The 13,811-nt window shown below is 71.2% G+C and carries 11 protein-coding genes; 5 read left to right on the top strand and 6 right to left on the bottom strand.

Annotated elements, in window-relative coordinates; translation table 11 throughout:
- Positions 1-102: 102 nt before the first annotated feature.
- The 3 genes from G3I71_RS27560 (at position 103) to sepH (ending at position 4,040) form a co-directional block, all read left to right on the top strand.
- A complete protein-coding gene (locus tag G3I71_RS27560) occupies positions 103-1,341 on the top strand; it encodes an MFS transporter (RefSeq protein WP_164318437.1) in 1,239 nt (412 codons plus the stop codon).
- Complete coding sequence (locus tag G3I71_RS27555) at positions 1,301-2,620, top strand: D-arabinono-1,4-lactone oxidase (protein WP_164318435.1); 1,320 nt, start codon at positions 1,301-1,303, stop codon at positions 2,618-2,620. The genes G3I71_RS27560 and G3I71_RS27555 overlap by 41 nt, the downstream gene beginning before the upstream one ends.
- 406 nt (positions 2,621-3,026) lie before the next feature.
- Positions 3,027-4,040: a septation protein SepH gene (sepH, locus tag G3I71_RS27550; RefSeq protein WP_164318433.1), complete on the top strand. Its 1,014-nt coding sequence runs from the start codon at positions 3,027-3,029 to the stop codon at positions 4,038-4,040.
- 116 nt (positions 4,041-4,156) lie between these two features.
- On the opposite strand, the gene G3I71_RS27545 is transcribed toward sepH, so the two are convergent.
- A complete protein-coding gene (locus tag G3I71_RS27545; RefSeq protein WP_164318431.1) occupies positions 4,157-5,008 on the bottom strand; it encodes a sulfurtransferase in 852 nt (283 codons plus the stop codon).
- A gap of 380 nt (positions 5,009-5,388) precedes the next feature.
- Here G3I71_RS27545 and G3I71_RS27540 point away from each other — a divergent pair, with 380 nt between their 5' ends.
- Complete coding sequence (locus G3I71_RS27540; RefSeq protein ID WP_164318429.1) at positions 5,389-6,192, top strand: VOC family protein; 804 nt, start codon at positions 5,389-5,391, stop codon at positions 6,190-6,192.
- A 19-nt stretch (positions 6,193-6,211) separates the two neighbouring features.
- Here the strand turns inward: G3I71_RS27540 and G3I71_RS50400 are convergent, their stop codons facing one another.
- The 5 genes from G3I71_RS50400 to G3I71_RS27515 form a co-directional block, all read right to left on the bottom strand.
- Complete coding sequence (locus G3I71_RS50400) at positions 6,212-7,591, bottom strand: C40 family peptidase (RefSeq protein WP_239149389.1); 1,380 nt, start codon at positions 7,589-7,591, stop codon at positions 6,212-6,214.
- 193 nt (positions 7,592-7,784) lie between these two features.
- On the bottom strand, positions 7,785-8,435 hold the full coding sequence (locus tag G3I71_RS27530) for a thymidine kinase (protein WP_164318427.1): 651 nt from the start codon (positions 8,433-8,435) through the stop codon (positions 7,785-7,787).
- A gap of 87 nt (positions 8,436-8,522) precedes the next feature.
- Positions 8,523-9,713 carry an alkaline phosphatase family protein gene (locus G3I71_RS27525; RefSeq protein ID WP_164318425.1) on the bottom strand — a complete coding sequence of 397 codons (1,191 nt, stop codon included), beginning with the start codon at positions 9,711-9,713 and terminating at the stop codon, positions 8,523-8,525.
- On the bottom strand, positions 9,713-10,300 hold the full coding sequence (locus tag G3I71_RS27520; RefSeq protein ID WP_164318423.1) for a DUF5998 family protein: 588 nt from the start codon (positions 10,298-10,300) through the stop codon (positions 9,713-9,715). The genes G3I71_RS27525 and G3I71_RS27520 overlap by 1 nt, the downstream gene beginning before the upstream one ends.
- A gap of 40 nt (positions 10,301-10,340) precedes the next feature.
- Complete coding sequence (locus tag G3I71_RS27515; RefSeq protein ID WP_164318421.1) at positions 10,341-13,184, bottom strand: bifunctional GNAT family N-acetyltransferase/acetate--CoA ligase family protein; 2,844 nt, start codon at positions 13,182-13,184, stop codon at positions 10,341-10,343.
- Between the two features lie 179 nt (positions 13,185-13,363).
- Between G3I71_RS27515 and G3I71_RS27510 the strand changes: the two genes are divergently transcribed.
- Positions 13,364-13,645, top strand: a complete 282-nt coding sequence (locus tag G3I71_RS27510) for an HPr family phosphocarrier protein (protein WP_006379745.1) — start codon at positions 13,364-13,366, stop codon at positions 13,643-13,645.
- Positions 13,646-13,811: the final 166 nt, after the last annotated feature.

Below are 13,811 nucleotides of genomic sequence, written 5' to 3'. Positions count from 1 at the left end.
ACAGCCGGGATCCCGGCCCGTCCCCGCCCGTGCATTAGGGTCACCTAACTCGTAAGCTGTAACGGCTTCCTTCACGCCTTACCGGATCGACCGGAGACTGCCGTGCCCAGCCCCTACCGCGCCCTGTTCGCCGCCCCCGGCTCCAGGCGCTTCACCGCCGCGGGGTTCCTCGGCCGGATGCCGATGTCGATGATGGGCATCGGCGTGGTCACGATGGTCTCCCAGCTCACCGGCCGGTACGGGCTCGCGGGCGCCCTCGCGGCGACCGTCGCCCTGGCCGCCGCGGTGGTGGGCCCGCAGATCTCGCGCCTGGTCGACCGGTACGGGCAGCGCCGCGTGCTGCGTCCCGCGACGCTCTGCGCCCTGCTGGCCTCGGCCGGGCTGCTGCTCGCCGCGCACTTCGGGTGGCCGGACCTGGTGCTGTTCGTGTGCAGCGCCGGCATCGGCTGCGTACCGAGCGTCGGCGCGATGACCCGGGCGCGCTGGGCGGCCGTCTACCGGGACACCCCGCAACTGCACACCGCGTACTCCTTCGAGTCCGTGGTGGACGAGGTCTGCTTCATCTTCGGGCCGATCATCTCGATCGGGCTGTCCACGGCGTGGTTCCCGGAGGCGGGACCGCTGCTCGCCGCCTGTTTCCTGGCCGTCGGCGTCTTCTGGCTGACGTCCCAGCGCGACACCGAGCCGAAGCCGCATCCCCTCACGCAGCACAGGAGCGGTTCGGCGCTGCGCTCCCCCGGTCTCCAGGTCCTGGTGGTCACTTTCGCGGCGACCGGGGCGATCTTCGGGGCTGTCGACGTGGTCACCGTCGCCTTCGCCGAGGAACGAGGGCACAAGGGCGCCGCGAGCATCGTGCTGGCCCTCTACGCGGCGGGCTCCTGCTCGGCGGGAGTCGTGTTCGGGCTGCTGCACCTCCCGGGAGCCCCGGAACGTCGGTGGCTGCTGGGCGTATGTGCGATGGCCGTGAGTATGATCCCCCTCCTACTGGTCGGAAACTTGCCGTCTCTGGCCGTGGCGCTGTTCGTTGCGGGTCTGTCCATCGCTCCGACGATGATCACGACGATGTCCCTCATCGAACAGCACGTACCACGCGCGCAACTGACCGAGGGCATGACCTGGGTGAGCACCGGGCTCGCGGTCGGCGTCGCGCTCGGATCCTCCGTGTCCGGCTGGGTCATCGACGCCGCCGGTGCGAGCGCCGGGTACGGGGTTCCGGTGGCGTCCGGGGCCGTCGCGGTCGCGGTCGGTTTCCTCGGGTACCGCCGGCTGAACAGACCGGCTCCATGTCGGGGAGGCACCGTTGAACAGCACAGTGAGCGGCAAGAGCGGCACGTGGCGTAACTGGGCGGGCAACGTCACCGCCCGGCCCGCCCGGGAGGTCACGCCCGCTTCCGTGGAGGAACTGTCCGAGGCCGTACGAAAGGCAGCCGCGGACGGCCTGAAGGTGAAGGCCGTAGGTACCGGGCACTCCTTCACGGCGGCCGCGGCCACGGACGGGGTGTTGATCCGCCCTCAACTGTTGACCGGCATCCGCAATGTTGACCGGGAGAACATGACGGTCACGGTCGAGGCTGGCACTCCGCTCAAGAGACTCAACCTGGCCCTCGCCCGCGAGGGTCTGTCGCTCACGAACATGGGCGACATCATGGAGCAGACGGTCTCGGGCGCCACCAGCACCGGCACACACGGCACGGGCCGCGAGTCGGGCTCGATAGCCGCCCAGATCAAGGCACTTGAGCTGGTGACGGCGGACGGTTCGCTGCTCGTCTGCTCCGAGAAGGAGAATCCGGAGGTCTTCGCGGCGGCCCGGGTCGGCATCGGCGCCCTGGGGATCATCACGGCGATCACCTTCGCCGTGGAGCCCCTCTTCCTGCTCACCGCCCGCGAGGAGCCGATGACCTTCGACAAGGTCACCAGCGCCTTCGATGAACTCTGGGCCGAGAACGAGCACTTCGAGTTCTACTGGTTCCCGCACACCGGCAACACCAACACCAAGCGCAACAACCGCAGCGCGGGCCCCGAGAAGCCGGTCAGCCGGATCAGCGGCTGGATCGAGGACGAGTTCCTCTCCAACGGCGTCTTCCAGGCGGCCCAGCTGGTCGGTCGCACGGTGCCCGCCACGATCCCGACTATCGCCCGGATCTCCAGCAAGGCCCTGTCCGCGCGGACCTACACCGACATCCCGTACAAGGTCTACACATCGCCGCGCCGGGTGCGCTTCGTGGAGATGGAGTACGCCGTTTCGCGCGAGGCCCTGGTGGCGACGCTGCGCGAACTCAAGGCGATGGTCGACCGGTCGGACATGCGGATCAGCTTCCCGGTGGAGGTGCGCACGGCCCCCGCGGACGACATCACGCTCTCCACGGCCTCGGGCCGCGACAGCGCCTACGTCGCCGTCCACATGTTCCGCGGGACGCCCTACCAGGCGTACTTCACCGCCGCCGAGCGCATCTTCAGGGCGCACGAGGGACGACCCCACTGGGGCAAGGTGCACACGCGGGACGCCGAGTACTTCGCGGGGGTCTACCCCCGCTTCGGGGAGTTCACCGCCCTGCGGGACCGGCTCGACCCTGAACGCCTGTTCCAGAACGACTACTTGCGGCGGGTTCTCGGCGCGTAGCGAGGCAATTGGTTCCGTTTCCGATGTTTACGTGAACTGTGCTGCGTCCGAGGTCACGGAACCGGCGGGGGAACGGCCAACTCGCACTCTCCGGCTGGAATTGGGTGGCGTGCCAATCCACGCACGTGGCCCAAATGGAGTACTGTTGCGAGCCCTGGGTCCGGTCTCCCGCCTGGGCGTCCAGGGCCTTCCAGGACGGCCAAGAGGGGTCCCGTTGCACAGGGTGACGGAGTTTGTCACTTAGCGTTGCGAATAGATAACCGTGGCATAACGGCGATCTCGGGCCCCTGCCCGACACGCCGGGCAACTCGGCAAGGTTGTGGCAGGCTGCACCCGGGCAGGCCACACTCGACTAGCGGAAGCAGCGACGCACGTGACGTCGGCAGGCACCACCCGGGAGGTCCCCATGCCCGAACTGCGTGTCGTGGCCGTCTCTAACGACGGCACACGGCTGGTGCTGAAGGCTGCGGACAGCACGGAGTACACGCTTCCGATCGATGAGCGTCTGCGCGCCGCCGTACGCGGCGACCGTCCCCGCCTCGGCCAGATCGAGATCGAGGTGGAGAGTCATCTCCGCCCCCGCGACATCCAGGCACGCATACGTGCCGGCGCGTCCGCGGAAGAGGTGGCGCAGCTCGCCGGGATTCCGGTGGACCGCGTACGCCGCTTCGAGGGCCCCGTGCTGGCCGAACGAGCCTTCATGGCCGAGCGGGCCCGGAAGACTCCGGTCCGTCGGCCCGGTGAGAACGCCGGTCCACAGCTCGGCGAGGCCGTGCAGGAGCGGCTGACGATCCGTGGCGCCGACAAGGAGACCGTCCAGTGGGACTCCTGGCGCCGCGACGACGGCACCTGGGAAGTCCTCCTGGTCTACCTGGTGGCCGGCGAACCGCACTCGGCGAGCTGGACGTACGACCCGCCCCGGCGGCTCGTACAGGCCGTCGACGAGGAAGCCCGCTCGCTGATCGGCGATTCGGACGACCTCGCGGCGCCCGAACCCAGCTTCCCGTTCGTACCGCGCATCGCTCGGCTGCCTCGCGACCGGCCGATGCTGCCCGCGCCGACGTCCGAGCTCACCGAGGAGGGCGTGAGCGCGAGTGAGCGCGACTCGCTGACCAGCCTCCTGGAAGCGGTACCGAGTTTCCGCGGCGACATGGTCGTGCCGGAACGGCCCTCCTCCACGGAAGCCCCGGAGGAACCGGCACCCGAGCCCGAGCTGGAGGAGCCCCCGGCTCCCGCGGCCTCGGCCGGTTCCGCGTACGCGGACGTGCTCATGCCCCGCTCGGTCGGCGCCCACCGCGACCGGCTGGTCGGCGCCACCGACCGCCAGGCCGAGGCGGACGGCGTCCGTCCCGGCCGCAGAGCGGCGGTACCGAGCTGGGACGAGATCGTGTTCGGCACACGCCGGAAGAACAAGGAGTAGTCACCCGTCCGGGTTACTCGTACGACTGTGGGGGCCGCGTCCGTCGGATGCGGCCCCCACAGTCGATCACGCCCCCCGTTCGGCCGCACGCTCCGGCTGCCCGCCGAACTACTGCGCTACTGCGGGTCGGGCCCCACGGCCACCGGCCGCGCCGCATCCCCCGACCATTCCGACCACGAGCCGACGTACAGCGCGGCCGGAATGCCCGCGACCGCCAGGGCCAGGACCTCGTGGGCGCCCGAGACGCCCGATCCGCAGTACACGCCCACCGCGGTGGTGTCCGCCGCGCCCAGGGTCTTGAAACGGGCCGTCAGCTCGTCCGCGGGCAGGAACCGTCCGTCCGCGGCCACGTTCTCGTTCGTGGGCGCCGAGACCGCGCCCGGGATGTGTCCGCCGACCCGGTCGACGGGCTCGGCCTCGCCCCGGTAACGCTCCCCCGCGCGCGCGTCGAGCAGCAGCCCGGAGCGGGCCAGCGCGGCGGCCCCGTCCGCGTCGAGCAGCCCGACCGCTCCCGGCACCGGTGTGAAGTCGCCCTCGGCGGGCACCCGTACGTCCGTGTCGAGCTCTCCCTCCCAGGACGGCAACCCGCCGTCGAGGACCCGCACGTCCGGGTGACCCGTCCAGCGCAGCAACCACCAGGCGCGGGCCGCCGCCCAGCCCTGTCCGCCGTCGTACACGACGACCGGGACTCCGGACGAGACACCAGCGCGGCGCATGGCGGCGCCGAACACCTCCGGGTCGGGCAGCGGATGCCGCCCGGCCGGTCCCGCCGCAGAGGCGAGTTCCCTGTCCAGGTCGACGAAGACCGCGCCGGGAAGGTGCCCGGCGGTGTACTCGGCGCGCCCGTCGAAGGGCGCCGCGCCGCCCGCGGTGGGCATGCTCAGCTGCCAGCGGACGTCGAGCAGGACCGGCGGGCTGGAACCGGCCAGCTCGTTCACGAGTTCGGGTGCGGAGATGATGGCGTTCATGGCTCCATCCTTACCCACGGGGTGGCCGCGGCGGCCAGGGCGGGCTACTGTCCCGCCGGACAGGTTCGATCACGCGGCGTACGGGATCGGGCACATGCTGTACAACTGACGGACACCTTGCGGCAATTGCGCGGAAACGGGCGGGAAACACCGGGTCGGGCACCCTCAGGACGAGGACGTGCGGGGTCGGCGCGGCCCGGGCGCGCGGTACCGCGGGTGGTGCGAGCATCGGCACGGAACGTGCGGGCACGCGACAACGCAGTACGGCACGACCGGCGTACGCAACGGAGCACGCCGTACGACGGCATGCGGCAGGTCCGCCGACGCGGCGGACAGCGGAAGTGACACGGCCACCGCGAGGGGTCGAGGAGAGAGTGACGATGACCGAGGCACGGGAGTCGGCCGACCGGAACAGCGAAGCGCCGGCCCGGCACGCGCCCGGCACACCCTGCTGGGTGAGCCTGATGGTGCACGGCATGACAGCGACCCAGGACTTCTACGGGGAGCTGTTCGGCTGGGAGTTCGAGCCGGGCCCGCAGCAGCTCGGCTGGTACGTACGGGCCCTGCTCGACGGCCAGGAGGTGGCCGGCATCGGCCAGCTGCCACCGGACCGCCACCTCCCCGTCGCCTGGACGCCGTACCTCGCCTCGGACGACGTGGACGTCACGGCGGAGATGGTCCGGCACTCGGGCGGCACCGTGGGCGTGGGCCCCCTGGACGCGGCCGAGGCGGGCCGGCTGGCGATCGCCTCCGACCCGATGGGCGCGGTGTTCGGCATCTGGCAGACCGCCGCCCATCTGGGCATCGGCATCACCGGCGTCCCCGGCACCCCCGCCTGGAACGAGCTGGTGACGCGCGACTCGTCGAGCGTCGCCAAGTTCTACAAGACCGTCTTCGGCTACGAGGAGGAGCCCGTGGTGTCGGCGGACTTCGACTACGTCACCCTGCACGTCGGGGGCCACCCGGTCGCCGGCATCCACGGGGTGGGCAACTTCCTGCCCCGCGACCGGGGCCCGCACTGGATGACGTACTTCGAGGTCGCCGACACGGACGCGGCGGCCACCCGCCTGGTGGACCTGGGCGGCCACGTCGTCGAACCCCCGCACGACAGCGCACACGGCCGCGTGGCGACGGTGACGGACCCGGAGGGGGCGATGTTCTCGCTGATCCAGGGGGCCCACTGACGGCCCCCTGGAAGGGCGCCTACGCGGGCCGCAGGACGCTGTGGATCGCGGTCTCGCCGGCCGCGAAGATCGAGTCCTCGCGCACTCTCGATCCCGGACTCGGCGCGTGCATCATCATTCCGTCGCCGACGAAGATGCCCACATGGCCGACCTGGCCCGCGTCGCCGTGGAAGAAGACGAGGTCACCTGGCCGGACGTCGGCGACATTGATCGCCATACCGGCGCTCGCCTGTTCGTACATGGAACGCGGGAGAGCGACCCCGGCGGCCTTCCAAGCCGCCTGGATGAGACCGGCGTTGTCGTACGACCCCGGCCCGACAGCGCCCCAGACACACGGTCTGCCGATCTGCGCACGGGCGAAGGCGGCCGCCTTCGCGGCCTTCGCGCCGGGCTCCACGCCCAACGCGAGGCCGGTGCCGACACTCGCGCCGGTCCCGGCACCGGGAAATGACTCGGCACCGAAGTAGTGGGTCCCCGTGGCGTAGGAGGTCTGCGTGCCGTGGGGCGGCGTCTGCGTTCCGTAGGCCGTCTGCATGCCGTGGGGCGGCGTGTGCGTTCCGTAGGACGGCGTGCCGTGCGGGGGCGTCTGCGTCCCGTAGGGCGTGTCCGTCGCGGGGAAGGGGTCGGCGACGGGGAACGGTTCGGTGACCAGGGGGAGTTCGGTGACAAGGGCGTAGTCCCCGTCGCGGAGCGTGCCCGCGTAGACGGGTGTGCCCGCGTCGAGGAACGCGTCCGCGCCCAGGCCGGCCGGCTGGGGCAGTTGCCACTCCTCGGCGTGCTGCGGGCGAGCTTGTTCCACGGGGTTGGGCAGGCGCCAGGCATCCTCGACGGGCAGGGGGACGACTGGGAGCGGAGCGGCGCCCTGGGCAGGCGTCGGGAACCAACTGGGCTCGGCCGAAAGCGCGTTCAGGCTCCCGGGAGCTTCCTGGCGCGGCGCGGGCACGGCCGGCAGCACGGTCATGGGTGCGGCGGCCAGTTCGGCGACCGGCGCGGGCGGCAGTTCGGCCATGCGCCCGGGCGGCAGCGCGGCCACAGGTCCGGCGGTCAACTCCGGCACCGGAAGGGCGGTCAGCTCGACCTGGGGGCCCGCGGGTCGGGTGGGCCGGGCCTCCGGGGAGCGGGCCGGCCTCCTGTCGCGCGGCAGCACGGCCGGCACGGTCGGGCCCAACTGGGCGCGCCCCACGTCGAACCACGGCCGGGCGACCTCGTCAAGGGCGGGATCGGAACGCCTGCGCGCGGTTTCAGGCGCAGGGTTGACGCGCTTGCGTATCCCGAGCCTCATCGCGCGGGTGGCGTTGAAGGTCCCGGTGAAGCTCTCGGCCTGGTCGTAGAGGCTGTTGATCCGTTGCTGGACCTCCTCACGGCTCGGCCCATCATCTCGGGTTCGTTCCGGCGCCATGCGGGACGAGCTCCTTCCGTGGTACGTCCCCCCAGCCCACTGTCAGGTGCGGACAGAAGGTTTGGGAAGGTGTTCGGAGGTCAACTTAGCCAACTTGTGTGCTTCAGGTGAAGGTTGAAGCACGAAATGCCCGATACGTTATTGTGACCTTCATCGTATCGGAACGGCCGGAAAGAACCGCCCAGGAGAACGATCAGGCCGAATTGACCGGCAGTACGTCCGGAGAGATGACGGAGGCGTGCGCGGCTGCGCTTGTCATACGGCGCCGGTGGTGGCGTCGGCACAGCACCTCGTAGCCGATCTCCTCGGCCGGGCGGTTCACGTCACCCACGACGACCTGCTCGCCCTCCACGACCATCACGCCCCCCACGGTCCGCGCGTTGTGCGTGGCCCGTGCGCCGCACCAGCACATCGCCTCCACCTGGAGGGTCTCGATCCGGTCCGCCAGCTCGATCAGCCGCTGGGAGCCCGGGAAGAGCTTCGTGCGGAAGTCGGTGGTGATGCCGAACGCGAAGACGTCCAGTCCCAGGTCGTCCACCACCCGCGCCAACTGGTCGATCTGCTGCGGCGCGAGGAACTGCGCCTCGTCCACGATCACGTAGTCGACCTTGCCGCCCCTGGACATCTGGTCCACCAGATAGGCGTGCAGATCCATGCCCACGGTCGCCTCGACCGCCTCCGTCACCAGACCCAGCCGCGAGGAGAGCTTGCCCTCCCCCGCCCGGTCGTCGCGCGTGAAGATCACACCCTGCAGCCCCCGGGCCGACCGGTTGTGCCCGATCTGGAGCGCCAGCGTCGACTTCCCGCAGTCCATCGTTCCGGAGAAGAACACCAGCTCGGGCATGGGAGGTCGAGCACCTTTCGGCGAGATGTGCGGAGGACGAGAAGAAGGCGGGGGAGCCGGGCAGGGGCTGTCGGTCGGCAACGGGCGTCAGGAGCGTACTTGCAGGAGCGGGACCAGCTGTTCCGCAGGGGTCATCGAACCGTGGTTGCCGACCATCGCCGACTCCCTCGGCTCCCGCTCGGAGGCGACGATCAGGACGTCGTCCCGGGCCGCCGCGACCACGTCACCGATCCGCCCGTACACGCGTTCGTCAACCGTGGGTCCGAACCAGCCTGCCGCGATCGCCTCGTCGCGCGAGGCGACCCAGAACTGCTCGCCGAGCACCTCGCGCCAGCAGGTCAGTACGTCGGCCTCGGCGCCCGGCACCGCGTACACGTGCCGAGCTCGGCCCTCGCCGCCCAGCAGGGCGACGCCTGCGCGCAGTTCCCAGTCCTCGTCGAAGTCCATGCGGTGCTGCTCGTCGAACGGGATGTCGATCATGCCGTGGTCGGCGGTGACGTACAGCGCGGTACGCGGCGGGAGTTGCTCCGCCAGCCGCTGTACGAGCCGGTCGACATACATGAGCTGACCGCGCCAGTCGTCCGAGTCGACGCCGAAACGGTGGCCCTTGCCGTCCACCTCCGCGTAGTACGTGTAGACCAATGAACGGTCACCGGCGGCCAGTTGCTCGGCCGCGAGGTCCATCCGGTCCTCACCGGAGAGCTTCCCCCGGAACGTTCCGCCACTGAGCGCGATCTTCGTCAGCGGGGTGTTCTCGAAGGTCGGCGAGGAGACCTGGGCCGTGTGCACACCGGCCGCGTGCGCCAGCTGGAACACCGTGGGGTACGGCTGCCACGCGCGCGGGTCCGTCCACGGCTGCCAGCGCAGCTGGTTCATCAGCTCACCGGTGGCCGGATTGCGCACGGTGTAGCCGGGCAGGCCGTGCGCGCCCGGCGGCAGCCCGGTGCCCACGGAGGCGAGGGAGGTCGCGGTGGTCGCCGGGTAGCCGGTGGTGATCGGGCGGCCCGTGTCACCGCGCGAGCTGCTCATGAGCGAACTCATGAAGGGCGCCTCGTCCGGGTGGGCCCGGAGCTGCTCCCAGCCCAGTCCGTCGATCAGGAACACGCAGTTCCGGTCGGCGGGTGCCAGCTCCGGGATCATCGGGGACATGCCCGGTACGTCCATGCCGGCGGCCAGGGTGGGCAGCAGGTCGGCGAGCGAACCCGTGCCGTAGTGCGGGACGGGGGCGGAGGACACGGCCAGTGGTTCCGGGTAGTCCCAGGCGGTCGGCTGCGCCATCAGCGGGGGACGTCCGCGGTCGCCTCCGAGAGGGCCTGGGCGAAGACGAGGGCCTGGCGGACCGTCTCCGGGCCGTCACCGGCCTCGCTGACACGCAGGCTCAGGTCGTCCGCCGTCGAGCTGCCGGTGTAGCCGTGGTCCGCCTCGCAGTTGGGGTCGCCGCAGGCAGCCGGTTCCAGGTCGATGCGGGAGACGGCGCCCCAGCCGATGGTCAGGACGACCTCGCGGGGCAGCGTGCCCGGCGTGTACGACTCCGGGTTGGCGACGACCCTGCTGAGGACGACGGACGAGATCCGGCCCAGCTTCACGGATTCCGTGGACGTGGTGGCGTACGGCGTCGGGGACGTGGTGTCCTCGGCCTGCTCGTCGGTGTGGCTGACGATGAAACGGTTGCCCGTGAGGACGAGCACGGTCACGTGCCGACGCACCTCGTTCGCGTCGAATGTCGTCTCCTGGTGGACCAGGTACGACCGGATGGAGTCGCCGCCGATCGCGGCCTCCACCGCCTCGGCCACGAGGGCCGGGTAGTAGCCGCTGCGCTCGATCGCCGCTCGCAGCCCCTGGGTCGACGTACTGGTCTTGGCCATGTGTCCATCCTACGGGGGCCCACTGACTGCGAGGCACCGCTCAGTACACAGGAAGTGTCCTGGGACCCAGGTCGTCACGGACGGGCGGCGGCGCCAGTCGCACCGACACCCCGAGCACGCTCAGTCCGTGCTGTGCGACGACCACCGGCTCCAGGGACACCGCGATGACCTCGGGGTGATCGTCGACGAGCCGCGACACCCTGAGCAGCAGTTCCTCCAGCGCCCCGGTGTCGACGGGCGCCGAACCGCGCCAGCCGAAAAGGAGCGGCGCCGTCCGGATCGACCGGATCAGCGAGGCCGCGTCGCGGTCGGTGACCGGTATCAGCCGGTGCGCGATGTCCCCGAGCAGCTGCGAGGCGGGTCCGGCGAGCCCGAAGGAGAGCACCGCTCCGGCCGCCGGGTCGATCACCGCCCGTACGACGGTGTCGACTCCCCGCGGTGCCATCCCCTGCACCACGGGCCGCACCTCCTCCGGGTTCCCGAAGAGGCCGGTCAGTTCGGCGTACGCCCGCCGCAGTTGCTCCTCGTCCGCGAGATCCAGGCGTACGCCGCCCAGGTCGGCGCGGTGCCGCAGGTGCGGTGCGGTGGCCTTGAGGGCGACGGGGTAGCCGAGGGTCCGCGCGGCGGCCACGGCGTCCTCGGGGCTCGGGGCGGGCAGGGCCACGCGCACCGGGATGCCGTACGTCCCGAGCAGCTCGCACGTGTCGTCCGTACCGAGGGTGAGCCCCTGCCCGCGCGCGAGGAGCCCGCCGATCTGCGCGGCGGCGCCCTTCTCGTCGATGTCCTCATAGCCGGGCACCTTGCCGGGCTCGGCGGCCTCCCGCCGCCACTGCGCGTACTTCACGGCTTCCCCGAGGGCCCGTACGGCGCGCTCGGCGGCGGGGTAGGCGGGGATGAGACGGGAGCAGGAGTCCGGGGTGGGCGGGGTCGGGGATGCCGGTGCCTGCGACACCGGCGCGGGGGGCGGCCGTTCCGTCACCGCGGTGCCCGGTGCCGGTGAACCTGCCTGTGGGGCGGTGCTGGCCGCAGCCGACAGCGCCTCCGCAAGCCCGCCCAGCTCCACATGGACCACCAGCACCGGCTTCCCGGGAACCTCCGCCGCGGCCGACCTCAGGGCCTCGGCCAGCGCCGCGTCCCCGGGGGAACCCTCCCCCACCGTCGGGATCGCGGTGACGACGACCGCGTCGCACTCCTCGTCCGCCAACGCCTCCGACAGCGCCCGGTGGAAGTCCCCGGGCGACGCTCCTGTCGTCAGGTCCAGCGGCGCCAGCGGCCGCAGCCCCTCGGAGAGGCACGCGTCGTAGGTCAGCAGCCCCAGCGACTCCGAGTTCCCCAGGATCGCGACCCGCGGTCCGGCGGGCAGTGGCTGCCGGGCCAGCAGCAGCCCCGCGTCGACCAGTTCGGTGATCGTGTCCACCCGGATCACCCCGGCCTGCCGCAGCAGCTCGGACACCGTCGCGTGCGACAACCGCGTGGCCCGTACGGCATGCCCCTGGGGAGCCGCGCCGCCGTGCCGCGTCCCCTGGACGACCACCAGCGGCTTCGCCGCCGCCGTACGCCGGGCGAGGCGCGTGAACTTGCGCGGGTTGCCGATGGATTCGAGGTACATGAGGACGACATCGGTGTCCGGGTCGTCGTACCAGTACTGGAGTACGTCGTTGCCCGACACGTCGGCCCGGTTGCCGGACGAGACGAAGGTCGACACCCCGGTGACCCCGGTGACCCCTCCCCCGCGCCGGTGCAGCCGGGACAGGAGTGCGATCCCGATGGCCCCGGACTGCGCGAACAGCCCGATACGCCCGGGCCTCGGCATCTCGGGGGCGAGCGACGCGTTCAGCCGGACGTCCTGCGCCGTGTTGATGACACCGAAGGCGTTGGGGCCGATGATGCGCATCCCGTACGTGCGCGCGTGCCGCACGAGTTCGCGCTGCCGCTCCCGTCCCTCGGGGCCGCTCTCGGCGTACCCGGCGGAGACCACGACGAGCCCCTGCACGCCGTGCTCACCGCACTCGGCGACGACATCGGGGACGTACGCGGCCGGGACGGCGACGACCGCGAGGTCGACGGGGCCCCCGATGTCGCCCACCGATCGGTGGGCCGGTACTCCGTCGATGTCCTTCTGGTCCTCCGGGAAGGCGCTGTTGACCGCGTACAGGTCACCGGTGAAACCGGCGTCCCTGATGTGGTCGAGGACGCTGCGGCCGACGCCGCCGGGGGCGCGGCCGACGCCGATGACGGCCACGGCGCCCGGGGCGAGCAGCCGACGTACGGAGCGCGCCTCGGCCCGTTGCTCCCGCGCGCGCTGGACGGCGAGTGAGCGGTCGGTGGGCTCCAGGTCGAACTCCAGGTGTACGACACCGTCCTCGAAGCTGCGCTTCTGGGTGTACCCGGCGTCCGTGAACACCTTGATCATCTTGCTGTTGGCCGGCAGCACCTCGGCGGCGAAGCGGCGGATGTCGCGCTCGCGGGCGACAGCCGCGATGTGTTCGAGAAGGGCGGAGGCGACGCCCCGGCCCTGGTGCGCGTCCTGCACCAGGAAGGCGACCTCTGCCTCGCCGGCCGGACCGGAGGCGGGCAGTCCCTCGGCGTCAATACGGTCGTAGCGTACGGTGGCGATGAACTCGCCGCCGACCGTGGCCGCGAGCCCCACCCGGTCCACGAAGTCGTGGTGGGTGAAGCGGTGGACGTCCTTTGCGGACAGGCGCGGATAGGGCGCGAAGAAGCGGTAGTACTTCGACTCGTCCGAAACCTGTTCGTAGAAGCTGACCAGCCGGTCGGCGTCGTCCGCCGTGATGGGCCGGACACGGGCGGTGCCGCCGTCGCGCAGCACGACGTCCGCCTCCCAGTGGGCGGGGTACTCGTGCCGGTCCGCCGAGTTCTGCATGCGCCCCAGAGTACGGCTCGCGTCCGACAACGTCGCGAGGCAGTCTGTGGGGGACCGAAGTCGGGCCCAGGCCGGGGTTCGAACGCGGTTCCGGGACGGGTTTCGGCCCGCCTCCCGGCACGCTTCACGCTATGGAATAATGGTCTAGACAACCCTGAGACAGTGAAGGGCAGCATCACATGGCTGAGCGCCGCGTCAACGTCGGCTGGGCGGAGGGCCTCCACGCCCGCCCCGCCTCCATCTTCGTCCGTGCGGCCACGGCCGCCGGCGTCCCCATGACGATCGCCAAGGCCGACGGCAACCCCGTCAACGCGGCCTCCATGCTGGCGGTCCTCGGCCTGGGCGCCCAGGGCGGCGAGGAGATCGTCCTCGCCTCCGAGGCGGAGGGCGCCGATGCCGCACTCGACCGCCTGGCGAAGCTGGTGGCCGAGGGTCTCGAGGAACTCCCCGAGACGGTCTGAAAAGTCCGGCGGAGTCCTCGATTGACGGTGGCGGCAGACGCCACCGCAAAAGCATCATCCGCACATGACGAAGGGCCCGCCCGAATATCGGGCGGGCCCTTCTTAATTCCCGGTCGCAGGCAGCAGAAATAATCCCCCGCGAATTCAACCCTCTTTGTATACGGCG

Origin of the sequence: Streptomyces sp. SID12501, assembly GCF_010550245.1 — a bacterium.
Taxonomy (GTDB): Bacteria; Actinomycetota; Actinomycetes; order Streptomycetales; family Streptomycetaceae; genus Streptomyces.
Note: the sequence above shows the minus strand (reverse complement) of the source record. Positions and strands in the feature narration are given on the sequence as shown.